The sequence below is a fragment of the Myxococcus guangdongensis genome, from assembly GCF_024198255.1.
Lineage (GTDB): Bacteria > Myxococcota > Myxococcia > Myxococcales > Myxococcaceae > Myxococcus > Myxococcus guangdongensis.
In genome coordinates this window covers 40,784-63,576 of sequence record NZ_JAJVKW010000008.1, presented here as the reverse complement: position 1 = coordinate 63,576, position 22,793 = coordinate 40,784, and the positions used below count along the sequence as shown (strand labels likewise).

Below are 22,793 nucleotides of genomic sequence, written 5' to 3'. Positions count from 1 at the left end.
GCACCCGAACAACTCGGGCACCCCGTTCGTACCGCGTAATACCCTGGTCAATCCAGGGTGGACCATTGACGACTACGGGCAGCTCACGTCGTTGTAGGCGTTGCCGGGCTCGCCGCCACCGATCTTGTTGCTGTCGATGCCGCAGGTGCCCTGCAGGGTGGTCGCCGAGGAGGCGAACGACGTGATGCCCCACGTGTCGGCCTGCGTGTCGTTGTCGACGTTGCCCACCGCGATGGCGGAGAAGTCGCAGTTGGGGCACGAGCCGGCCACGCCAGCGGTCAGCGGCGCAGCACCCAGCGCGGGAACCTCCGTGAAGCGGGCCTTGTCCTGGCCGATGCAGCCGCCGGAGTAGTTACGACCGGTCGTCTCGACGGACTCGTTGCACGTACCGTTGATGCCGTAGCTGAAGCGGTTGCCCGGCTCCGGGTCGAAGCCGACGACCTTGAAGTCCGAAACGTACTTGTCCTTCTCGCCGAAGTACGCCTTCTGGGCCGTGAAGATGGCCTTCAGGTTGGTCTTCGCCTCGGACTGCTTGGACTTGGCCTGGAAGCGGATGAAGTTCGGGATGGCGATGGCGGCCAGGATGCCGATGATGGCGACGACGATCATCAGCTCGATGAGGGTGAAGCCACCCTTCTTCTTCATGAGGCGATTCAGCATGTCGGGAGTGCTCCGCAGGTGCAGAGGGGGGTTGAACGACTGCCCGGATTCTTAGCACGAAGGGTGCCATGGCCAACAGTCACCCCAACCTGAGGAATTCCCACGAGGTCCGGCCGCGCACCTCGTCCGGCAGGGCGCCCGGTTGCCAAAAATTGTCACTGCTTCTGACGGAAATCGTCGATCCAGGGGGCTGACCTCTCCGGGCGCGACGCTAGGATGCCGGGCTCCGTGACGGACTTCTCCCTCGTGCTGGGCTGGGCCGGGCCTCTCTTCACCGCCTTCCTCCTGGTCCTCGGCCTGTGTATCGGCAGCTTCCTCAATGTCGTCATCGCGCGTGTCCCTGAAGGACTGAGCATCGTCCGCCCCGGCTCACGCTGTCCCCGGTGCGGGCACGTGCTTGCCTGGTACGAGAACATCCCCGTGCTCTCGTGGCTCGCGCTGCGGGGACGGTGTCGTTCGTGTCACGCGCCCATCTCACCGCGTTACGTGCTCGTGGAACTGCTCACGGGGCTGTTGTTCCTCGCGTGCCTGAACCGCTTCGGCTGGACGTACGCGCTGTTCCCCGCGCTGGTGCTGGTGTCGCTGTTGATACCGCTCACCTTCATCGACCTGGCGCACTGGATACTGCCGTTCTCGCTGACGGTGCCGGGCATCGCCGCGGGGTTGGTGCTGGCGGTGCCGCGAGGCGCGGACGCGGTGGTGGACGCGACGGTGGGCGCGGTGCTCGGCTTCCTGGTGTTCCGCCTGATGGAGTACATCGGTTGGAAGGTCTTCAAGAAGGAGGCGCTGGGCGGCGGCGACAAGTTCCTCGTCGCGCTGCTCGGTGCGTTCCTCTCCTGGCGAGCGCTGCTCGGCATCCTCTTCCTGTCCTCGCTCCAGGGCGCGGTGGTGGGAATCGCGCTGCTCGCCTTCACCGGACGCGCGGGGCCCGCGGCGCAGCCTCCCGCTCCGGGCTCGCCCCCGTCTCCGCCGGGGCCAGGACCCACGCCGGCTCAAGACGCGTCCTCGCCTTCGGGCGGCGTCATCCCGCCCTCGTCAGATGATGTGCCGCCGCCCGGGATGGCTCCACACCCGGTGGGCACGGCGCCTGTGTCGGATGCGACGCCGAAAGAGGAGGCCGACGCGCCCGAGCCCACCCTGACGTGGGAGTTCACCCGGCCCGGGATTCCGCTGTGGAAGCGGCTGCTCCTGGTCCCCTGGTGTCTGCTCGTCCAGCCGATTCCCGACGCGCCCGTGGACGAGGAGACGGGCGAGGAGGAGGAGTGGGTGCCCGGTCCCACCAACATCCCCTTCGGGCCGTGGTTGGCGCTCGCGGGCCTCGAGGTGATGTTGCTCGGTCCGTGGTTGGCGAGGGTGCTGCCCATGGACATCGCGCTGCTCCTGGGAGGCGCGCCGTGAGCCGCGCGGGCACGCGATGAAGTGGCGCATCGCCAGCGTCGCGTTCCTGCTGGCCTCGCTCTGCACGGGCCTGTCCTGGCTGTCGCTCCAGCCGGTCCTCATCCGGCTCCTGGAACTGGGGCGGAGGCTGGCCCGGCCGGGCACGCCGGACGCGGAGGTGCTGTCGCAGGTGCGGGGCTTCCTGCCGCTGGCGCTCGGGTTGGACCTGGTGGCGCTCACGCTGCTGGCCTACGGGATTCTGTACCTGACGGTGGGGCGCCCGTTGCGCTCGGCCGAGGAGATGGTGGAGCAGCTCGGTCGCCTGGAGCCGGACCCGCACCTGTCGCCCACGCAGGGTGGCCCGCTGCTGTCTCGCATGCAGCGCGCGCTGCAGCGACTGGCGGACGCGCTGCGCCAGGAGCAGTCCCTCACGCGCTCCCAGATGGAGTCGCTGCGCGAGGCGAACACGCGGTTGACCCGCGCGCAGACGGAGCTCGTGACCTCCGAGCGGCTCGCCACCGTGGGGCGGCTGGCGGCGGGCGTGGCGCACGAGGTGGGAAATCCTCTCGCGGGCATCCTGGGCTACCTGTCCCTGGCGCGGATGAAGGCGCCCTCCGCGGAGCTGAAGGACTACCTGGAGCGCATCGACCACGAGGTGCAGCGCATCGACCGCATCGTCCGAGGCCTGCTCGACCTGGGGCGTCCGGAGACGGCCTCACCGGGGCCCGTGGACGTCGGCTCGGTGGTGGAGACGTGCGTGCGGCTGGTGCGGGCCGCTCCGGAGCTGGCGAGCGTCTCGGTGGAGCTGTCGCTCGAGCCCGGGGTGCTGGCCCGCGCGGAGCCGGGCCCGTTGTCGCAGATCCTCATCAACCTGCTGCTCAACGCCGCGCAGGCCATGGGAGGGCAGGGGAGCGTCAGCGTCACCACGCGACTGGAGGCGGGCGAGGCGCGGGTGGTGGTGCGCGATCACGGGCCTGGAATCCCTCCCGAGGTGATGCCCCGCCTGTTCGAGCCCTTCTTCACGACCAAGGGGCGCCAGGGCACGGGCCTGGGACTGGCCGTGTCGCTGCGACTCGCGCAGGTGATGGGCGGGCGACTGGGCGCGGAGAACCTCCCCGAGGGTGGCGCGTGCTTCACCGTGGCCCTGCCCGCCGTGTGAGCGGGTCAGAAGCTATCTCCTCCCGCGACTCTGGGGGATGATGGAGGCAAGGCCGCCATGTCCCTGTTCCGCTCCATCCTCGTCGCCGACGACGAGCCCTCCATCCGCCACATCCTCACGTTGGTGCTCACCGACCGGAAGTACGAGGTGCGCGCCGTCGCGGATGGAGAGGAGGCCCTGCGGGAGCTGGCCGCTCGCGACTACGACGTCCTGCTGTGTGACGTGCGCATGCCTCGCAAGGATGGACTCACGCTGCTGCGCGAGGCCCAGGCCGCGCACCCGGGGCTCACCGTGGTGGTGATGAGCGCCTACGGCTCGCAGGAGCAGGCGCTGGAGGCGGTGTCCGCGGGCGCCTACGACTACGTCCAGAAGCCCTTCAAGCCCGAGGAGATTGTCTTCGTCCTGCGCAAGGCCGAGGAGCGCGAGCGGCTGCTGCGCGAGAACAAGCGCCTGAAGCAGTCGGCGCTGCCCTCGCTGCCCCAGGGCCACATCCTCGGCTCGAGCGCGCCGCTGCAGGCGGTGCTCCGGCAGGTGGCGCGGCTGGCGCCCGTGGACACCACGGTGCTCATCAGCGGCGAGAGCGGCACCGGCAAGGAGCTCATCGCCCGGGAGCTGCACGCGAAGAGCCCCCGCGCGCCGCTGCCCTTCGTGGCGGTCAACTGCGGCGCCATCCCCGGCGGCCTCCTGGAGAGCGAGCTGTTCGGTCACGCCAAGGGCGCCTTCACCGACGCGCGCACCGCCAAGCGTGGACTCTTCGCGGAGGCCGATGGCGGCACGCTCTTCCTGGATGAAGTGGGCGAGCTGCCGCTGCCGGCGCAGGTGAAGCTGCTGCGCGTGTTGCAGGAGGGAGAGATACGCCCGGTCGGCGAGAGCCGCGTGGAGAAGGTGGACGTGCGGGTGGTGGCGGCCACGCTGCGCGACTTGGGCAAGCTGGTGGAGAAGGGGGAGTTCCGCGAGGACCTCTACTACCGGCTCAACGTGGTGAACGTGCGGATACCGCCCCTGCGCGAGCGCCGCGAGGACGTGCCGCTCCTGGCCAGCGCGTTCCTCCATCGCTTCAACCGCGAGCTCAACCGGGAGTCTCCCGTGGAGGGGCTGTCACCGGAGGCCGAGGCGTTGATGTCCGTCTACGCGTGGCCGGGCAACGTGCGCGAGCTGGAGAACGCCATGGAGCGCGCGGTGCTCCTGGCGGATGGCCCGCACATCCTCCCGGCCAACCTGCCCGAACGGCTGTGGGCCGCACCCGCACCCGGACCGACGACGGCGGGAGATGCCAGGCTGCAACAGGTCGGTAGTGACCTGTCGCTCAAGCGGGCCATCCGGGACCTCGAGGAGTCCTACATCCGGGCGGCGCTCCGTCGGACGAAGGGCAACCGCACCCGGGCGGCCGAGGTGCTCGACATCAGCCACCGGGCGTTGCTGTACAAGATCAAGGAGTACGGCATCGACCCGGACGCGGAGGCGGAGCGGGGATGACCGGGTGGGGTGTGTCGTCCCCATTTGACCAAACGCGTCCGAGGCCGGAAAATCGGGCCTCCGCGACCGTGGTGGGGGCCTGGCGCAGCAAGAACGCAGGGGTCCCGGCCGAACGGAGAGCAGGCGGCCTCCGGGCACTTTTTAGGTGGGGTTGACGGCCAGTGCTACGCTGGCCGCCTCTCGACGGAGTCAAGAATGGCGAAGGGCAAACTGGCACTCGGTCTGGACATCGGATCGACCTCCATCAAGATGATCCTGCTCAAGGAGCAGCGCAAGCGCGGCGAGGTCGGCTTCGCGTTGCAGAGCTTCGGCATGAAGCCGCTGCCTCCGGAGGCCATCGTCGATGGAGCGCTGATGAACTCCACCGCCATCGTGCAGGCGGTGCAGGAGCTGATGTCCGAGCTGAAGGTGAAGGGCAAGGACGTCGCCATCGGCGTGTCCGGCCACTCGGTCATCATCAAGAAGATTCAGATGCCGCGCATGTCCCAGGAGGAGCTCGAGGAGAGCATCCAGTGGGAGGCCGAGCAGTACATCCCGTTCGATGTGAAGGACGTGAACATCGACACGCAGATCCTCGACGGCGGCGGCAACGACGCCACCGGGCAGATGGACGTGCTGCTGGTGGCCGCCAAGAAGGACATGATCAACGACTACACCACCGTGGTCTCCGAGGCGGGCCTCGCGCCGGTGGTGGTGGACGTGGACGCCTTCGCCGTCCAGAACATGTTCTCCGTCAACTACGACCTCCCCGAGAAGGAGACCGTGGTCCTCATCAACGCGGGCGCCTCGGTGGTGAACATCAACATCATCGCCAACGGCGTGACGGTCTTCACCCGCGACGTCACCATCGGTGGCAACCAGTTCACCGAAGAAATCCAGAAGCAGCTCAACGTCTCCTACGAGGAGGCCGAGGCGCTGAAGATCGGCGGCAACCGCGCGGACGCGGACGCCGTGGTGCCCCAGGACGTCGAGCGCGTGCTCTCCAGCGTGGCCGAGCAGGTGGCCGGTGAAATCCAGCGGTCGCTGGACTTCTACGCGGGCACGGCGGCGGACTCGAACTTCACCAAGGTCTACCTGTCGGGTGGCACGGCGAAGATTCCGGCCCTGTTCAAGACGATTGAAGCGCGCACCGGCGTGCCGGTGGAGATCCTCAACCCGTTCCGCAAGATTGAAGTGGACAACCGCAAGTTCGACCCCGCGTTCATCATGGACGTGGCGCCCATGGCCGCGGTGGCCGTGGGACTGGCGCTCCGGCGTCCTGGCGACAAGCTGGCCTGACCTGTCCACCTCCTGGAGACGACGCACATGATGATTCGCATCAACCTGCTTCCCGTCCGGAAGGTCCAGACCCAGCAGAAGGGCCGGCAAGTCCTGGTCCTCTTCGCGCTGGCGCTCATCGGCGCCGCCGTGGGCAACTACTTCTGGTACGACGACCGTGATTCCGAGTTCCAGCGCAATGCCCAGGGCATCGCGCAGACACAAGCGAAGATCGCCGAGTTGGAGAAGGTCATCGGCGAGGTGAAGAACATCAACGCCCGCAAGACGGAGGTCGAGAAGAAGCTCGCGGTGCTCGACTCGCTGCGCAGGGGCCGCAACGGCCCGGTCCGGATGATGGACGCGCTCGCGTCCGCCACGCCCAAGAAGGTCTGGGTGAAGGGCTTCGTCGAGTCCGCCAGCGCCGTGGCCATCGACGGCTCCGCCGTCAGCCACGACGAGGTGGCCGAGTTCATGCGCGGTCTGAACGGCGTGGTGTGGACGCCCAAGGGCATGGGGCGCCTGGTGGACCAGCGCCGCGACGCGAAGACGTCCCGCGTGGAGCTGCTCACCGCGGAGGCCACCATCGAGGAGTTCCCGGCCGGGCAGATCACCCCGTTCTTCACCAACATCGATCTGACCAGCGCGGTGCAGACCAAGGCGTCCGCGGGAGCCGCGGGCATGCCGGCCCTGGTCGACTTCAAGATCACCCTCACCGCGAACTACGCCATCTGACCGAGGCCCGCCATGGACAAGTACCTGGACCAATTCATCAAGGCGTCCCCGGGCGTGAAGTTCGGTGGGCTCGCCGCGGTCATCATCCTGATGACCGCCGCCAACTACTTCATGCTCATCCAGCCGACCGACGAGCGCATCGACCGGCAGATGTCCGAGCGGCGCACGCTGGACCTGGAGCTGGCCGAGAAGAGCGAGATCGCCCAGAACCTCAACGAGCGCCGGCGCGAGATGGACGTGCTGGAGCAGAAGCTCGCCGAGGCCCTCACGGAGCTGCCGGAGAAGAAGGACGTCGAGGAGCTGCTCGCGCAGATCAACGACATCGGCAAGAAGAGCGGCCTGGAGATCGCCCTGGTGCAGCCGGACCGTGAATACGTGGGCGGCGGTGAGTTCTTCGCGCGCATCCCCATCCGCATGACGGTGAGCGGCAACTACCACGAGATCGCCATGTTCCTTCAGGAGATGGCGAACATGCGCCGCATCGTGAACGTCAACAACATCAACCTGGGGCAGCCGACGCTGAAGAACGAGAAGGTCGTTCTGCAGAGCAGCTTCCTGGCGACGACCTTCCGGTTCGTCGAGACCCAGAAGAACTAGAAACTTGATCCGTCCGGGAAGTAGGGCGACAAGGGGATTGAGGATGAAGATGTTCAAGGCCACCATGACGACTGCCGCGCTCGCGCTGACGCTCGCCGCCTGCGAGGACGCGCCCCCGCCTCCTCCGCCGGTGGCGGCGGCTCCCGCGAAGCCCGCTCCCGCCGCGCCGGCGGAGACGGCTCCGGCCGCGGTCGACGCCGCGGCGGCGGCGCCGTACGTCTACTCGTACAACCCGGTGGGCAAGCGCGACCCGTTCCGCAGCCCGCTGGAGGAGCTGGGGCCGGTGAACCCCAACATCGTGGCGTCCACCTGTCTGGAGCCGCTGTGCGCGTTCGACCTGGACCAGCTCAAGCTGGTCGCGGTCGTCACGGGCGACGCCAATCCACTTGCCATGGTCGAAGACCCGCTGGGTCGAGGCCACATCGTGCGCCGCAACACCCGCGTGGGGCGCCAGGGCGGCAAGGTCACGCAGATCCTCCGTGATTCGCTGACGGTGACCGAGGTGTTCTCGGGCAACGGAGAGATCATCAAGAATCCGGTGACCCTGCAGCTCAAGCCCGATGATCGGCAGGACCCGAGCTACAATTTAATGACGGGCAAAAACTACGGGGAGTAGCGCCCCCGTGGCGCGCCCGCGGGCGGCAGCCCGCTTCCAACTTGGTGAGGGGACGCATGCTCGAGAGGAGCGCTGTGACGAGGGGCAAGTGGATGTTGGCGACTGCATTCGCGGTCGTCCTTGCGGGCGCCAGCAGTAGCGGCGCCGAACTGAATACGCTTCGGGACCTGGATGTGTCCCGTACCGGCTCGGGCGCCCAGGTGGTGGTGACCGGAACCCGGCCCCCCACCTTCACCGTCTTCCGGCTCAGTGGGCCGGAGCGGTTGGTGGTGGACCTTTCGTCGGCGGATGCGACGGGTATCAAGGGCCACCATGACGGCTCCGGACCGGTGTCCGGCGTCGTGGCGTCGCAGTTCTCGGACGAGCGCGCGAGCGTCGGCCGGGTGCTGCTGGCGCTCGACAAGGCGTCCCAGTACGACGTGCGCGCGGATGGAAACCGCGTGGTCATCTCCGTGGATGGCGTGGTCTCCGCCCCCGAGGCGAAGCCCGCCGCGCCCGCGACCGTCGCGACGGCCCCCGCCGCCCCGACGACGCCCGCGCCCTCCGCAGAGGTGAAGCTGGCCGCCGTCGTCGCGGAGGCTCCCGTGAAGCAGGAGGCGCCCGCGAAGCCCGCGCTGCCGGAGAACGTCGTCGCCGCCGAGGCCGACGAGCGCGAGGTGGCGCAGCCCGCCCAGCGCATCACCCAGCTGGCGTACGCCGATGACACCCTGCGCATCCGCGCGGACGGCGACATCGCGCGCTACGAGGTGCTGGAGCTGGCGGACCCGCCCAGGCTCGCGGTGGACCTCTACGGGGTGGGCCTGGCGGCCCGCGCGCCCCGCATCAACGGCGCGACCCTGAAGGAAGTGCGCGTGGGCGCCCACTCGGACAAGGTCCGGCTGGTGCTCGACGTGCGCGGCAAGATGCCGGCCTACCGCGTGGACCGCGCGGACAAGGGCCTCGAGGTGGTGCTCGGTGGCGCGGTGGCCCGCAAGGCCGCGCCGTCGCCCGCGCCGCAAGAGGTCATCGCCTCGGTCGCCGAGGTGGAGCCCCTGCGTCCGGCCCCGGTGGTCGTGGAGGCTCCGGCCTCCACCTCCGTGGTCGAGGTGAAGGACCTGTCGTTCCAGGAGGGTGGGGCGGGTGGCCGCGTGGTGCTGAAGCTGTCCGGCACGGCGGGCTGGAAGGTGGACCGTCCCGACCCGCGCAGCGCGGTGCTGACGCTGGACAACGCCCGGCTGCCCAAGAAGCTCGAGCGCAGCCTGGACACCAGCGCGCTGGAGACGCCGGTGAAGATGATCAGCGCCTTCAGCGTCCCGGGTGAGGGCCGCAAGGTGCGCGTGGTGGTCGCCGCCGACGGCGCCATCGAGGAGAAGGTCAGCCAGAGCGGCAACACCCTGTCGTGGCGCCTGGACGTCAAGGGCGTGAAGACGGACGAGGTGTCGGTCGCGCAGCGCACCGCCGGCTTCACCGCCGAGGCCCCCGCGTACGCCGCCGAGGGCGCGCCGCAGCAGGCCCGCTACCGTGGCAAGCGCGTGTCCTTCGAGTTCAAGGACATCGACATCCAGAACCTCCTGCGCGTCATCGCGGAGATCTCCAAGAAGAACGTGGTCGTCGCGGACGACGTGAGCGGCCGGGTCACCATCCGCCTGCGCAACGTGCCCTGGGACCAGGCGCTGGACCTCATCCTGCGCACCAAGCAGCTGGGCAAGGAGGAGTTCGGCAACATCATCCGCATCGCCCCGCTCAAGACGCTGGAGGAGGAGGCCCGGCTGCGCCAGGAGCGCAAGAAGTCGCTCCAGCAGCAGGAGGACCTGCTGGTCAACCTCATCCCGGTGAACTACGCGGTGGCCGCGGACATGTCCGCCCGCGTGAAGGATGTCCTGAGCGAGCGCGGCACGGTGACGGTGGACACGCGCACCAACGTGCTCATCGTCAAGGACGTGCGCTCCAACACGGAGAAGGCCCGCTCGCTGGTGCGCAGCCTGGACACGCAGACGCCGCAGGTCCTCATCGAGAGCCGCATCGTCGAGGCGAGCACGACCTTCAGCCGCAACCTCGGCGTGCAGTGGGGTGGTCAGGCTCGCGCCGCCGCCGCCACGGGCAACTCGACGGGCCTCATCTTCCCGAACAACGTCGCCGTGACGGGTGGTTCGCCGAGCATCGGCGCCGCGGGTCTGCCGGCGGTGCCGAACTTCGCGGTGAACCTGCCGGCGCCGGTCGGTGAGAACGCCGGTGGTGCGCTCGGCTTCGTCTTCGGCTCGGCCGGTGGCGCGCTGCAGCTCAACCTGCGCCTGTCCGCGGCGGAGACCGAGGGCACCATCAAGACCATCTCCGCGCCCCGCGTGACGACGCTGGACAACAACACCGCGCGCATCAGCCAGGGTGTGTCCATCCCGTTCAGCCAGACGTCCGCGGCCGGCGTGAACACGACCTTCATCGAGGCCCGTCTGTCGCTCGAGGTGACGCCGCACATCACCCAGGACGGCAGCATCCTGATGGCCATCAACGCCTCCAACAACCAGCCGGACCCGGGTAACACCGGTGCCAACGGTCAGCCCTCCATCCAGCGCAAGGAGGCCGTCACCCAGGTGCTGGTGAAGGACGGAGACACCACGGTCATCGGCGGCATCTACGTGCGCCGTGGCTCCACGCGGACGAACTCGGTGCCCTTCCTGTCGAAGATTCCGGTGCTCGGGTTCTTCTTCCGGCAGACGAACGATACGGATGATCGGCAGGAGCTGCTCATCTTCATCACGCCCCGCATCCTCAACCGGCAGACCATTGCGCAGAGCCTTTAAGGCATCGCGCCTCTTCTCCGAGGAGAGAGTACGCTCATGAAGCCCATCTATCTCGCCGCGCTGATGGCGTTCGGCTCGGTGTCTTGCGTCGACAACACCCCGAAGTTGCAGGTCCTTCATGCTGCCCTTCCGGATCCGGATTGCACGATTCCGGAGGACGAGGCGATTCTGAGGGGATCTCTGAACCTGGGGCTGGCTGGAGACTTCCTCCTGGGGCTGATCATCACCTCCAACCTCACCGATACCCCCATCCTCGTAGGAGAAGGGGGCCAGGTGTCCGACCCGGATTCCCAAGCCATCTACATCAGGTCCGTGGATGTGTCGTATCGGACCGAGCCGGACCTGGGCATCGAGGATGCGAACGTCCCTCTCTTCGGAGGGTTCCGCCCGAATCAGGACAGCAGCCTGCTGCTGGGGTTGCTCACGCGGGACGCCCAGGCCGCGCTCCTCGCGGCGACAACGGGAGGCGGCATCGTCGACACGCTCGTCACCATGCGCTTCCGGGGCGAGACCGCTACCGGAAGCAAGGTGGAAGTGAACGAGTTCACCTTCCCGCTCGTGGTCACCAACGTGGGGTTTGTCTGCCCCAAGCCGGGTGAAGTCCCGTCGCCACGCTCCGAGGCCTGCGACCTGCGGGGTCTGAATGGCGTCGTCCCGGAGTGCGAGGCTCCCTGAGCTTCGTCTGCCACCCAGGAACCCCTGAGCCCATGTCCTTTCGCACGCACCTCGAGTCAGTCGTCAACCAGGTGGATGGAGCCCTCGCCTGCAGCGTGATGGGCTTCGACGGCATCTCCGTGGACACCTACCAGCGCGATGAGGCGAGCGAGCTGGACCTGGGCGGGGCCTGGGTGGAGTACGCCAACCTCCTCACGCAGCTGCGCCACGCCGCGGAGACGCTCAAGACGGGCGCGGTGAGCGAGGTCAGCGTCAACAGCGACAAGGTCCTCACGCTGATGCGGCTGGTGTCGCCGGAGTACTTCCTCGTGCTCGCGTTGCGCGCGGATGGCAACTACGGCAAGGGCCGCTATGTGCTGCGCGTGACGGCCCCCAAGGTGAGCGCGGAGCTGTAGCCGCGCCCTCTGTAAAGCAGTCGTCCGGACGACGCGGCGCTCCGCAGGTTTCCCCTTCCCATGGGAGGGGGCATGGGCTAGACACCCCCGACTTTTCAAGCTTCCGTATTTTCGAGTCTGAAGGAGTCGGTCCCCATGGCCGGTGTCATCGATACGTCCGAGTTTCACAACGGTATGAAGATCGAAATCGACGGTGAGCCGTTCGTCATCGTCGAGTTCCAGCACGTGAAGCCCGGCAAGGGTTCCGCCTTCGTCCGCACCAAGATCCGCAGCCTCACCACGGGCCGCGTCCTGCAGCCGACGCTGAAGTCCGGTGACAAGGTGGACCGCCCGGACATCGAAGAGAAGGACATGCAGTACCTGTATGTCCAGGGCGACGACTATTACTTCATGGACAAGCGCGACTTCGAGCAGACCTTCATCAGCGAGAAGGCACTCGGCGAAGCGAAGAACTTCCTGAAGGAGAACACCGACGCGACCATCCTGTTCTGGAACGGGAAGGCCATCAGCGTGACGCTGCCGAACTCGGTGGACCTGAAGGTCATCAAGTGCGACCCGGGCGTTCGCGGCGACACGGTGTCCGGCGCGCTGAAGCCCGCCACGCTGGAGACCGGCTTCGAGGTCAACGTCCCCCTCTTCATCAACGAGGGTGATGTCCTCAAGATCGACACGCGCGACGGTGGCAAGTACCTGACCCGCGTCGCCACCGCGGGCTAGTCCAGGACGCCCGAGGAGGGGACGCGAGCATGGCAACGAAGCGCAAGTCGACCCGGGCCTCCACGCCCGCCAGCGCGTCCGCTCCGGCGAACGCGGCCCACGCTGGCAACACGTCGCTGGACGTGGATGCCCTGCGGGAAATCGTCAACATCCTGGAGGCCTCGGACGTGACGAGGCTGGTGTGGAAGCGCGGGGAGGAGAAGCTCTTCATCCGCCGCGGCCACGCCCCGGAGACGACCATCGTCCACCACGCGGCCCCGTCGGCCGTCCCGGTGGGCCCGGCGGTGGAGTACGCGGCGCCCGCGCCGCGCGCCGTCGCGTCCGCTCCTTCGCCCGCGCCTGTCGCCGCCGCGGCCCCCGCGGCCGAGAAGGCCCCGGAGAAGCCTGGCCACGTGGTGACCAGCCCCTTCGTCGGCACGTTCTACCGGACGCCGGCGCCCGATCAGCCGGCGTTCGTGGACGTGGGCTCGGTGGTGAAGAAGGGCCAGGTGCTCTGCATCATCGAGGCGATGAAGCTGATGAACGAAATCGAGTCCGAGGTCTCCGGCCGCGTGGTGGAGATCCTCGTGGAGAACGGGCGGCCGGTGGAGTTCGGCCAGTCCCTGTTCCGCATCGAGCCGGCCTGACGCGGGCGGGCGCGCCCTTCGCCCCACGACGGGCGCGCTCCCCACGCCGACCGTTCCAGGAGACACCCCCGTGTTCAAGAAGGTGCTGATCGCCAACCGCGGGGAGATTGCCCTGCGGGTCATCCGCGCCTGTCGGGAGCTGGGCATCGCCACCGTGGCGGTGCACTCCACGGCGGACGCCAACGCCCTCCATGTGCGCTTCGCGGACGAGGCCGTCTGCATCGGCCCTCCGTCGTCCAAGGAGAGCTACCTCAACGTCCCGCAGCTCTTGTCCGCCGCCGAAATCACCCGCGCGGACGCCATCCACCCTGGCTACGGCTTCCTGTCGGAGAACGCCGAGTTCGCCGAGGTCTGCGAGAACTGCAAGATTCGCTTCATCGGTCCGCGCCCGGAGATGCTGCGGATGATGGGCAACAAGGTGCGGGCGCGGCAGGCGGCGCGGGAGGCGGGCATGCCCCTGCTCCCCGGCAGCCCCGGCACCGTGAAGGACCCTCGCGAGGCGGAGGCGTTCGCCCGCGAAATCGGCTTCCCCGTCATCCTCAAGGCGGCCGCGGGTGGCGGCGGCAAGGGGATGAAGATCGTCCGCGAGCCGAGCGCGCTGGCGCAGGCGTTCTCCACCGCGCAGGCGGAGGCGGTGGCGTCCTTCAACAACGGCGACCTCTACATCGAGCGGTACGTGGAGAAGCCGCGCCACATCGAAATCCAGATTGTCGCGGACGAGCACGGCAACATCATCCACCTCAACGAGCGCGAGTGCTCGGTGCAGCGTCGGCACCAGAAGCTCATCGAGGAGGCTCCGTCCCCGGCGCTCACGCCGGAGCTGCGCGAGCGGATGGGCCGGGTGTCCGTCGAGGCGATGCGGCAGCTGCGCTACAACAACGTCGGCACCATCGAGTACCTGCTCGACGAGCGCGGCGAGTTCTACTTCATGGAGATGAACACGCGCATCCAGGTGGAGCACCCGGTGACGGAGCTCGTCACGGGCGTGGACCTGGTCCGTGAGCAGATCCGCATGGCCTACGGCCACCCCCTGCGCTTCAAGCAGGAGGACATCCAGATCCGCGGGCACGCCATCGAGTGCCGCGTCAACGCCGAGGACCCCATCACCTTCGCGCCGTGGCCCGGCAAGATTACCGGCTACAGCGTCCCGGGAGGCTACGGGGTGCGCGTGGACTCGGGGGCCTACGAGAACTACACGGTGCTGCCGTACTACGACAGCCTGCTGGCCAAGCTCATCGTGCACGCGGAGGACCGCGAGACGGCCATCCGCCGGATGCAGCGCGCGCTCGGCGAGTACGTGGTGGAAGGCATCCGCACCAACATCCCGTTCCACCGCGCGGCGCTCGGCGAGGAGTCCTTCCAGGAGGGCAACTACGACACGCGCTTCGTGGAGCGGCTGCTCGCGAGCGAGACGGGTTCCCGTCGACTCAAGAAAGCCGTGGAAGAGACGCCGTAGCGCACGTCCGCCTACGTGGCGCGTCCGTCTAATGGGCGGGTGTGCAAGCAGGTGAGCTGGCCCTGGGGGGAGCCGGGCTGTTTCTTGACCCGCGTCGGAGGATTCCGTTAGCCTCCGACTCTCCCCCTTTTGAAGATAGAAACCCGCGAAGTTCCAAGGGGTTTCGGCTCGCCGGAAGCCCACGCTCGATGGACAAGAACAAGATCATCGAAGCCGCCGCGAAGCTGGTCGCGAAGGGCGCGTACGACAAGGCCATCAAGGAGTATCAGAAGGTCCTGGAGGTCGACCCGAAGGACATCCGGGTGCTCCAGAAGATGGGGGAGCTGTACCAGAAGAAGAACGACAACGCCCAGGCGGCGCACTTCTTCACCAAGGTCGCGGAGAGCTACTCCTCGGACGGCTTCTTCCTCAAGGCCGTCGCCCTCTACAAGCAGGTCCTCAAGCTCAACCCGAACCTGCTCGAGGTGAACCTCAAGCTGGCGGAGCTGCACCAGCAGCTCGGGCTGATGTCGGAGGCGATGGCCTACTTCCAGATCGTGGCGAACCACTACGACAAGGCGGGCGACACCAAGTCGTCGCTCGATACCTTGAAGAAGATGGTGGACCTCGACCCGGAGAACGTGGCGTCGAAGATCAAGCTCGCGGAGCTCTACGCGCGCGAGAACATGTCGCGCGAGGCGGTGCAGGAGTTCAAGCGCGCCGCCGAGTACCTCAAGCGCAACGGCCGCGGTGACGACTGGGCCCGCGTGGCCGAGCGCCTGTCCACGCTCGAGCCGGACAACCTGCCGCTCGCCAAGGAGCTGGCGTCCTCGTACCTGCAACGCGGTGACCAGAAGCGCGCGCTCGCGAAGCTGCAGGTGTGCTTCAAGGCGGATGGCCGCGACGTGGAGACGCTGTCGCTCCTGGCCCAGGCGTTCCAGGGGCTGGGGCAGACCTCCAAGACGGTGTCCGTCTACAAGGAGCTGGCGAAGATCCACCAGGAGCGCGGCCGTCTCACCGAGGCCGAGGCCGTCTGGACGCAGATCGAAGTGTTGGATCCGCAGGACCCGGAGCTGCTCGCGCGCCGCGCGCCCGCGCCGGCTCCCGCGGCGCCCCAGCCCGTGGCTCAGCCGCAGCAGCCCGCCGCGCCCCAGCCGGCCGCCCGCGCCGCCGCGCCCCAGCCCGCTCCGCAGCCGCAGCCCGCGCCCGTCGCGGCGCCGCCTCCCTCGCAGGCGGGGATGGCGCGCGAGCAGCTGGCGAAGCTGCTCACGGAGACGGACGTCTACGTGAAGTACGGGCTCCACGACAAAGCGCTGGAGCACCTGCGCAAGGTGTTCTCCGTCGACCCGGAGAACCTGGACGCGCACGAGAAGGCGTACCAAATCTACGTCGCGTCGGGGAACACGGCGCAGGCGGGCGAGCAGCTGCTGAACGTGCTGCGCCTGTGCACGCGCGCCGCGGACTCGACGCGCGCGCAGCCGTACCTGGCGACCATCCTCCAGGAGAACCCCGCGCATCCGGAGGTGCCGGCGTTCCTGTCGGTGCTGCGCGTGGAGGGTCCGGTGACGGCCTCTCCGTCCGCGACGGTGGTGGAGTCGGTGGGCGAGGACGCCATCCTGGTGGACTCCAGCGACGACGAGGTGCTCGTCGCGCCGCCGCCCGAGGACGCACTGCTGCATCCGCCGGGGGACGAGCTGGCGCTGGCCACGCTGCCCTCGAGCGATTCCGACGAGGTCATCGACGACGAGCACGATGCCGCCGTCGTCAGCGAGGAGGCGCTCGTCGGCGAGGCCATCACCTCGGGCGAGCACGACGTCTACGACTCCCCCGCGCCGGAGGACCTGGCGGCGGCGGCCGAGGACGAGCTGCTGGTGTCGGGCGACGACGGGATGGTGCTGACGGACGAGCCCGGCCTCGCGTCCACGGACGACGAGCCGCTCGTCGAGTCGGCCGACCTGGACGCGCCGCTCTCCGATGACGAGAGCTACTCGCTGGGCGATCCGGACGACGAGGCCACGTCCACGATGGCGGCCATGTCGCTGGGCGACGATGACGACGCGCCGCCGCCGACGATGGTGCGCGCGCCCACGCGTCAGCTCCTCCAGGACGCCGCGCCCGATACGCGCAAGCAGGCGACGCTCGTCGAGGAAGCCTCGCTCGACGTGGACGAGATGCCCACGCGCGTGGGCATCGCGCCGCTGGATGCGTCGATGCTCGACGACCTCGAGGAGCCCGCGGGCTCCGACATGCCGTCGCTGGGCGACTTCGAGGAGGAGGAGCCCACCGCCTCGCACGCCATCGTCGCGATGGACGACGCGCCCTTCGACGAGCCCGAGTCCCTGCCGGAGACCGACTTCGGCTCGGTGGAGGAGGAGCCTCAGGACTTCGGTTCGGTGGAGGAGCCCCCCCAGGAGGAGGCCGCCGCCGAGTTCGCCGACGACAGCGTCAGCGAGCCCGAGGAAGAGGAGCCCGCCGCCGAGGAGTGCGACGAGGCCGCGTTCTTCCTGGACCAGGGCCTGCTGGAAGAGGCCCGCGAAATCCTCGAGACGGTCACCATCGCCTTCCCGGGCCACGCGCGCGGCACGGAGCTGATGGAGCGCCTGGAGGCGCTCGAGGCCAGTGGCGGAGTGCCGCCGGAGGAGGAGCCGCCGGAGCCCGTGTCGGTGCCCACCGTGCTGCCGATGACGGAGGCGGCGGGAGAGCGCGATGCGTTCGACCTGGCGGCGGAGCTGGCCGGCGAAATCGACAACCTGGGCGACGACACGGCGGCGGCGCCCGCGGCGGAAGAGGACTTCCAGTACTCGGTGGAGGAGGTGTTCTCCGAGTTCAAGAAGGGCCTGGCCAAGGTGGTGAAGCCCGAGGACGTGGACACGCACTACGACCTGGGCATCGCCTACAAGGAGATGGGCCTCTTGGACGACGCGCTGCACGAGTTCGAGGTGGCGCGTCAGGGCTCCATGGGCTCCAAGCGCGAGCTCGACTGCCTCACGATGATGGGCATGCTGCACCTGCTGCGCGGTGACGGCGCGTCCGCGGTGGCCACCTTCCGCGAGGGGCTCGCCAGTCCCCACGCCACGGGCGAGGCCGCCAAGGCGCTGGGCTTCGAGCTGGCCACGGCCTGGGAGGCGCACGGCGAGCCGGGCAAGGCGCTGCACCACTACCAGCGCGTGGCGGCGATGGACGCGAAGTACCGCGACGTGAGCTCGCAGGTGTCCCGGCTGTCCGCCAGCACCTCACCGGAAGACGACCCTCTCCCCATGCCCGCGCCGGTCGCCACCGCCAACGGCACGAAGAGCCCTGGCGGCGCCGCAGCCGCGGCCGTGGCCAATCCCCCTGTGCCAGCCGCCGGCGCGCCCAAGGCGCGCAAGGTCGGCTACGTTTAGTTGCCCCCGAGGTCCGGCGAGCCCATGACGACCTACCTCGATTTCTTCGACCTCACCCAGGAGCCCTTCTCCAACGCTCCGGTGAGCCGCTTCTATTACAACTCGGCTCAGCACTCGCAGGCGCTCACCCGGCTGATGCACGCCGTCAGCTACATGAAGGGCCTGTCCATCCTCGTCGGCGACATCGGCGCGGGGAAGACGACGCTGGCGCGCCGCATGCTCGATTCGCTGCCCGAGTCCGAGTACGAGGCCGCGCTGCTCGTCATCATCCACTCGGGCATCACCGCCAACTGGCTCTTGCGCCGCATCGCGCTGCAACTGGGCGTGGAGAACCCCGCGCAGGAGAAGCTCGCGCTCCTGTCGCAGCTCTACCAGCGGCTCCTCCAAATCTATGAGTCCGGCAAGAAGGCCGTCGTCCTCATCGACGAGGCGCAGATGCTGGAGACGCGGGAGCTGATGGAGGAGTTCCGGGGGCTGCTCAACCTGGAAGTGCCGGAGCGCAAGCTCATCTCCTTCGTGTTCTTCGGCCTGCCGGAGATCGAGAAGAACCTGAAGCTGGACCCGCCGCTCGCGCAGCGCGTGGCCATGCGCTACAAGCTCGAGCCCTTCACGGCCGAGTCCACCGAGGCGTACATCAAGCACCGCCTGCGGCTCGCCGGCTGCCCGCGCATGCCGTTCTCGCCCGAGGCGCTGCTGGCCGTGCACGAGCACTCGTCCGGTTCGCCGCGTGTCATCAACACGCTGTGCGACAACGCGCTCTTCGAGGCCTTCCTGGCCCGGGCGGACACCGTGTCCGCGGCCATGGTGAACACCATCGGCAAGAACCTGGGCCTGCAGGGCATCAACTCGGCCGCTCCCGGAGCAGCCGAGAGGGCGAGCGTGCCAGCCACGAACCTGCCCCGAGCGGCCAACAACAAGCTCGACCTCGCGGAGATAGACCGCTACCTCGAAGGGCTGGGTAAGCTCTAGGGGCTTTGGCCACACAGAGCCGCAAGGGTGCGCTTCGAGCGCTGCTGCTCGTGCTCCTCGTCATCTCGGGGAGTGTGTTCGCGTTGCGCATGCCCGCCACGTGGGACGTGGCCTGCACCGTGGCGCGGCGGCACCTGCCGGATGTGCTCGGCTTGGACGTGGGCATCGGCCGGTGTGAGTTGGATCCGCTCGGCTCGCGCGTGCTGGTGCACGGCTTCTCGCTCTTTCAGCCGGGCGCGGACACGCCGCTGCTGGCGGCGGACCTGGCGGAGGTGCAGTTCGGCTTCCTGCGGCCCCTCTCTGGAAGGCTGACGTTCGCCTCGGTGCGCGCGGTGCGTCCGCGGCTGGCGCTGGACCTGTCCCAGCCTCGCGAGCGTCCCGAGACGAAGTCGGAGGGCTGCTTCCTGGACCCGCTGGAGCGGGTGCGGGTGGCGCGGCTGGACATCGTCGGCGCCGAGGTGAGGGTGGCGCTGCCGGAAGGACGCCGCGTGGAGGTGGCGGACCTGGATGTCCGCTGGGCGGAGCGCTGGGGCGTCATCGAGTTGGACGTGGAGGCGCGCCGGGGACTCGTGCGCCTGGGGGCCGGAGGCCAGGAGCTGGCGCTGCAGCGGCTGGCCATCGCCGGCGCGGTGGACCCGGACGAGGCGCTGCTGGAGTTGGAGCGCGCCGAGGTGTCACTGGATGACATCAGCACCACGGTGTCGGGACGGGTGGACTCGCTCTGCCAGCCGCACCTGGCGCTGGACGCGCAAATCTTCCTGCCGCTGCGCACGCTGTCCCAGGCGAAGCTGTTGCCGAAGCCGGCCACGGGGCACCTGTGGAGCCGCGTGTCCATCGCCGGCAAGCCGGAGTCCCCCGCGGTGTCGCTGGAGCTGTCCGGCAACGGGTTGGGCTACGAGCGCTTCGGACCCGCCAACATCTCCGCGCGGCTGTCCTACGCGGGCGACGAGGTGCGGTTGGAGGAAGTGGTGGTGCCGGTGGGCATGGGGCGGGTGCGCGCCACGGGCAAGCTGCTGCTGACGCCGCTGCTCCCGCTGGAGGTGCGCCTGAAGACGGAGGATGCGTCCCTCGCGCGCGTCCTCGACAAGGCGGGCGTGAAGGGCTCGTGGGTGGACTTCCCCGCGTCGCTCGACGCGCAGCTCTCCGGCAACCTGCTGCCGCGCTTCTCGCTGTCGGGGCCATTGGATTTGCGCACCGGACGCTTCCGGTTGGCCACGCGTGCCTATGACGCTCCCGCGAGCGAGGGCATCAACATCCTGGAGTTCGACAAGGGGCGGGCGCAGGCGCAGGTGCGGCTGCAGACGGACCGCGTGTCCTTCAACCACGTCCAGGCGGAGGTGGGCCGCTCGCGCGTGCAGGCCGACGTGGGGCTGCTCATCGGCAATGGCCTGGGGTTGGACATCCATGGCCAGGGCGACGTGGACCTGTCGGACTTCGGCCACATCGCCGGGCTGAAGTGGGCGGGGCGCGGCAACGCCACGTACTCGATTACGGGCCCCGTCTCCGAGGTGAAGGTGGAGTCGGGCCTGTCCTTCCGCGACTTCGTCTTCTGGGGCTTCAACCTGGGCGTGCTGCAGGGGAAGTTGGGCTACTCGGACGGGGTGCTGGCCTTCCCCTCGTTCACCGGCCAGAAGGGGCGCACGCAGTACTACGGCAAGGCGGCGGTGGGCTTCGGCCGGCTGCTCAACCTGAAGCTGGAGGTGAACGTCCCGCAGGGGCGCACCGAGGACCTGGTCGACGTGGTCGCGGGGCTCACGCCGTCGCTGGCGGTGATGCAGGGCACGCTGGGCGGCACGGCGTCCGGACGCGTGGAGGTGGACAGCCCCATCGAGAAGCTGGAGGGGCTGGTGGCCTTCGACGTGAAGGACACCACGTACTACGGGCGGCGCATGGGTGACGGCGCGGCGCGGCTGCGCTTCGTGGACGGCAAGGCCATGGTGCTCGAGCGCACGGAGTTGAAGGGCCCGTTGGGCCGCACCTGGGCCGAGGGCACGCTGCTGTTCGCCGGCGGGCTGGACTACCGCTTCGGTGGGGATGGGCTTGCGCTCGGGGAGACCGTGGGGCCGGAGCTGGCCGAGCGCGTGGGGCTCACGGGGACGATGGTGATGGACGGCGTCGTCTCCGGCACGTCCGACATCCCCGTGGTGGACGTCACGCTGAAGTCGCCGCGCATCGCCCTGGACGGTCGCAACCTGGGCGCCATGGACCTCACGGGGCGACTGGTGGGCAAGGACTTCGAGGTCTGGGGCCGGCCCTTCCAGGACGCCAACGGCCGCGTGAAGATGAAGGTGCAGGACACGTGGCCCTACGACGCGTCGCTCACGCTGGCGCTGCCGGAGATTCGCACGCTGCTGCCGGCGGAGCCGCTGTGGGCGGGCGTGTCCGGCCAGGTGTCCGGCTCGCTCACGGCGAAGGGGCCGTTGATGGACCCCCAGGCCGCGCAGGTGCGCGCGACGGTGGACCGCCTGGCGCTGTCGCGTGACGACGTGCGCGCGGAGAACACGGCGCCCATCTCGCTCGCCTTCGGGAAGGGGCGACTGGAGGTGCAGCCGTTCCGCTTCCTCGGGCCGTACGTGGACCTGAACATGGGCGGCTGGATGACCACGCGCGGCGGCATCGGCGTGACGCTGCGCGGAGGCGGGGATTTGCGCCTCCTGGAGTCCCTGCTGCCGTCGATGGTGGAGCGCTCCACGGGGCGGCTCACCGTGGACGCGGAGGCGACGGGGACGCTGGATGCGCCCTCGGTGGTGGGGAGCGCGGAGCTGTTGGACCTGCGTGTGGCGATGAGGGACCTGCCCATCAACGTCCGCAACATGTCCGGGCGCGTGGAGCTGACGGGCCAGCGCGTGCTGCTGGAGCACCTGCGAGGCGTGGTCAACGAGGGCAAGGTGTCCGCGCGCGGCGACGTGCGACTGTCGCGCTTCTTGCCCCAGCGACTGGGCCTCACGGTGCAGTTGGACGAGGTGCCGTACCGACTCACCGAGGACCTGCCGGCGACGTTCTCCGGCCTGCTCCAGGTGGTGGGGCCGCCCAAGGGCTTCACCGTCACGGGTGGCATCGACATCGTCAAGATGCGCTACCAGAAGGCGCTGGACGTGGAGGCGCTGCTGAAGTCCATGCAGAAGCGCGCTCCGGTGCAGGCGCCCTCGCCGTCGGCGGCCCTGGGCGAGGCGTTGAAGCCCTGGGTCATCTGGGATGTGAACGTCCACTTCGGGGACGTGCGCGTGGACAACAACCTGGCCAAGGCGCGGATGCTCGGGGACGTGCGGCTGACGGGGACGGACCTGCGGCCGGGCCTGTTGGGGCGGGTGGAGCTGGCCGAGGGCAGCCAGGCGTTCTTCCGCAACAACCCCTTCACCATCAGCCAGGGGCAGCTGGAGTTCCAGGACGCCACCAGCCTGGAGCCCGTCTTCGAGGTCCAGGCCCAGACGCAGGTGCGCGAGTTCGTGGTGAAGCTGCACGCCTTCGGCAAGCCCACGGACCCGCAGATTCTGCTCTCGTCGGAGCCCGCGCTGGTGGAAGGGGACATCGTCTCCCTGCTCACCCTGGGGTTCACCTCGTCGGACCGGGACACCGCGGCGTCGGCCGGGGCCGGGCTGGCGGCCGAGGCCCTCTTCAACGCGTCAGGTCTGGACCGGCAGGTCCAGCGGTTTCTTCCCAGCAATCCGGTGCTGAGGGATTTGTCCCTCCAGATATCCACCACCTACAATGACGCCACCCGACAAGCGGAGCCCACCGCGCAACTGGAGTCGAAGTTCCTCAGCGAGCAGCTTAAAATCGGGATGACTCAACCGGTGAGTGGGCGCGGAACGCGGGCGCGTGCCGAGTACCGCTTCGACGACAGACTTTCCGCGCAGGCCCAGTGGGACAACGAGAACAGCGAAGCCTCGTTTGGCAACCTCGGGCTCGAGCTGAAGCTCAGCTGGGAGGTCGAGTAACCCG

17 protein-coding genes are annotated in these 22,793 nt (G+C 68.8%); 16 read left to right on the top strand and 1 reads right to left on the bottom strand.

Annotated features, from left to right (window positions below):
• Positions 1-72 precede the first annotated feature (72 nt).
• Positions 73-645, bottom strand: coding sequence for a prepilin-type N-terminal cleavage/methylation domain-containing protein (locus LXT21_RS24225; RefSeq protein WP_256571962.1), 573 nt, complete (start codon positions 643-645; stop codon positions 73-75).
• Positions 646-876: 231 nt separating this feature from the next.
• On the opposite strand from LXT21_RS24225, the gene LXT21_RS24215 reads away from it, so the two are divergent.
• The 16 genes from LXT21_RS24215 to LXT21_RS24140 all read left to right on the top strand — a co-directional run bounded on the left by LXT21_RS24215 (position 877) and on the right by LXT21_RS24140 (position 22,789).
• Positions 877-2,058: a prepilin peptidase gene (locus LXT21_RS24215; protein ID WP_256571952.1), complete on the top strand. Its 1,182-nt coding sequence runs from the start codon at positions 877-879 to the stop codon at positions 2,056-2,058.
• A gap of 16 nt (positions 2,059-2,074) precedes the next feature.
• Positions 2,075-3,196 (top strand): sensor histidine kinase, encoded by a 1,122-nt coding sequence (locus LXT21_RS24210; RefSeq protein ID WP_254040550.1) that lies wholly within the window; start codon positions 2,075-2,077, stop codon positions 3,194-3,196.
• 57 nt (positions 3,197-3,253) lie between these two features.
• Positions 3,254-4,672: a sigma-54-dependent transcriptional regulator gene (locus LXT21_RS24205; protein WP_254040549.1), complete on the top strand. Its 1,419-nt coding sequence runs from the start codon at positions 3,254-3,256 to the stop codon at positions 4,670-4,672.
• Between the two features lie 195 nt (positions 4,673-4,867).
• On the top strand, positions 4,868-5,950 hold the full coding sequence (gene pilM, locus LXT21_RS24200) for a type IV pilus assembly protein PilM (protein ID WP_046715650.1): 1,083 nt from the start codon (positions 4,868-4,870) through the stop codon (positions 5,948-5,950).
• A gap of 27 nt (positions 5,951-5,977) precedes the next feature.
• The gene (locus tag LXT21_RS24195; RefSeq protein ID WP_254040548.1) at positions 5,978-6,661 is read left to right on the top strand and encodes a PilN domain-containing protein; all 684 of its coding nucleotides are present in this window, start codon (positions 5,978-5,980) and stop codon (positions 6,659-6,661) included.
• Positions 6,662-6,673: 12 nt separating this feature from the next.
• On the top strand, positions 6,674-7,258 hold the full coding sequence (locus LXT21_RS24190) for a type IV pilus inner membrane component PilO (RefSeq protein ID WP_254040547.1): 585 nt from the start codon (positions 6,674-6,676) through the stop codon (positions 7,256-7,258).
• A 43-nt stretch (positions 7,259-7,301) separates the two neighbouring features.
• On the top strand, positions 7,302-7,874 hold the full coding sequence (locus tag LXT21_RS24185; RefSeq protein WP_254040546.1) for a pilus assembly protein PilP: 573 nt from the start codon (positions 7,302-7,304) through the stop codon (positions 7,872-7,874).
• 56 nt (positions 7,875-7,930) lie between these two features.
• Positions 7,931-10,651, top strand: coding sequence for a type IV pilus secretin PilQ (gene pilQ / locus LXT21_RS24180; protein ID WP_254040545.1), 2,721 nt, complete (start codon positions 7,931-7,933; stop codon positions 10,649-10,651).
• A gap of 36 nt (positions 10,652-10,687) precedes the next feature.
• A complete protein-coding gene (locus LXT21_RS24175; RefSeq protein ID WP_254040544.1) occupies positions 10,688-11,326 on the top strand; it encodes a hypothetical protein in 639 nt (212 codons plus the stop codon).
• Positions 11,327-11,358: 32 nt separating this feature from the next.
• Entirely contained in the window at positions 11,359-11,721 is a 363-nt protein-coding gene (locus LXT21_RS24170; RefSeq protein WP_046715644.1) for a roadblock/LC7 domain-containing protein, read from the top strand.
• Positions 11,722-11,856: 135 nt separating this feature from the next.
• Positions 11,857-12,438: an elongation factor P gene (gene efp, locus LXT21_RS24165; RefSeq protein WP_254040543.1), complete on the top strand. Its 582-nt coding sequence runs from the start codon at positions 11,857-11,859 to the stop codon at positions 12,436-12,438.
• Between the two features lie 29 nt (positions 12,439-12,467).
• Positions 12,468-13,064, top strand: a complete 597-nt coding sequence (gene accB / locus LXT21_RS24160; protein WP_254040542.1) for an acetyl-CoA carboxylase biotin carboxyl carrier protein — start codon at positions 12,468-12,470, stop codon at positions 13,062-13,064.
• A 70-nt stretch (positions 13,065-13,134) separates the two neighbouring features.
• Positions 13,135-14,520, top strand: a complete 1,386-nt coding sequence (accC, locus tag LXT21_RS24155) for an acetyl-CoA carboxylase biotin carboxylase subunit (protein WP_254040541.1) — start codon at positions 13,135-13,137, stop codon at positions 14,518-14,520.
• A gap of 188 nt (positions 14,521-14,708) precedes the next feature.
• On the top strand, positions 14,709-17,882 hold the full coding sequence (gene sgmX, locus LXT21_RS24150) for a type IV pili formation protein SgmX (protein ID WP_254040540.1): 3,174 nt from the start codon (positions 14,709-14,711) through the stop codon (positions 17,880-17,882).
• Positions 17,883-17,906: 24 nt separating this feature from the next.
• Positions 17,907-18,851: an ExeA family protein gene (locus LXT21_RS24145; protein WP_254040539.1), complete on the top strand. Its 945-nt coding sequence runs from the start codon at positions 17,907-17,909 to the stop codon at positions 18,849-18,851.
• A gap of 5 nt (positions 18,852-18,856) precedes the next feature.
• Positions 18,857-22,789 carry a translocation/assembly module TamB domain-containing protein gene (locus LXT21_RS24140; protein WP_254040538.1) on the top strand — a complete coding sequence of 1,311 codons (3,933 nt, stop codon included), beginning with the start codon at positions 18,857-18,859 and terminating at the stop codon, positions 22,787-22,789.
• Positions 22,790-22,793: the final 4 nt, after the last annotated feature.

Coding starts and splice junctions, on each gene's coding strand:
- LXT21_RS24190 (WP_254040547.1), top strand. CDS start 6,674: ATGGACAAGTACCTGGACCAATTCATCAAGGCGTCCCCGGGCGTGAAG.
- LXT21_RS24215 (WP_256571952.1), top strand. CDS start 877: ATGCCGGGCTCCGTGACGGACTTCTCCCTCGTGCTGGGCTGGGCCGGG.
- LXT21_RS24170 (WP_046715644.1), top strand. CDS start 11,359: ATGTCCTTTCGCACGCACCTCGAGTCAGTCGTCAACCAGGTGGATGGA.
- LXT21_RS24205 (WP_254040549.1), top strand. CDS start 3,254: ATGTCCCTGTTCCGCTCCATCCTCGTCGCCGACGACGAGCCCTCCATC.
- pilM (WP_046715650.1), top strand. CDS start 4,868: ATGGCGAAGGGCAAACTGGCACTCGGTCTGGACATCGGATCGACCTCC.
- pilQ (WP_254040545.1), top strand. CDS start 7,931: ATGCTCGAGAGGAGCGCTGTGACGAGGGGCAAGTGGATGTTGGCGACT.
- LXT21_RS24195 (WP_254040548.1), top strand. CDS start 5,978: ATGATGATTCGCATCAACCTGCTTCCCGTCCGGAAGGTCCAGACCCAG.
- accB (WP_254040542.1), top strand. CDS start 12,468: ATGGCAACGAAGCGCAAGTCGACCCGGGCCTCCACGCCCGCCAGCGCG.
- efp (WP_254040543.1), top strand. CDS start 11,857: ATGGCCGGTGTCATCGATACGTCCGAGTTTCACAACGGTATGAAGATC.
- LXT21_RS24210 (WP_254040550.1), top strand. CDS start 2,075: ATGAAGTGGCGCATCGCCAGCGTCGCGTTCCTGCTGGCCTCGCTCTGC.
- sgmX (WP_254040540.1), top strand. CDS start 14,709: ATGGACAAGAACAAGATCATCGAAGCCGCCGCGAAGCTGGTCGCGAAG.
- LXT21_RS24185 (WP_254040546.1), top strand. CDS start 7,302: ATGAAGATGTTCAAGGCCACCATGACGACTGCCGCGCTCGCGCTGACG.
- LXT21_RS24225 (WP_256571962.1), bottom strand. CDS start 645: ATGAAGAAGAAGGGTGGCTTCACCCTCATCGAGCTGATGATCGTCGTC.
- LXT21_RS24175 (WP_254040544.1), top strand. CDS start 10,688: ATGAAGCCCATCTATCTCGCCGCGCTGATGGCGTTCGGCTCGGTGTCT.
- LXT21_RS24145 (WP_254040539.1), top strand. CDS start 17,907: ATGACGACCTACCTCGATTTCTTCGACCTCACCCAGGAGCCCTTCTCC.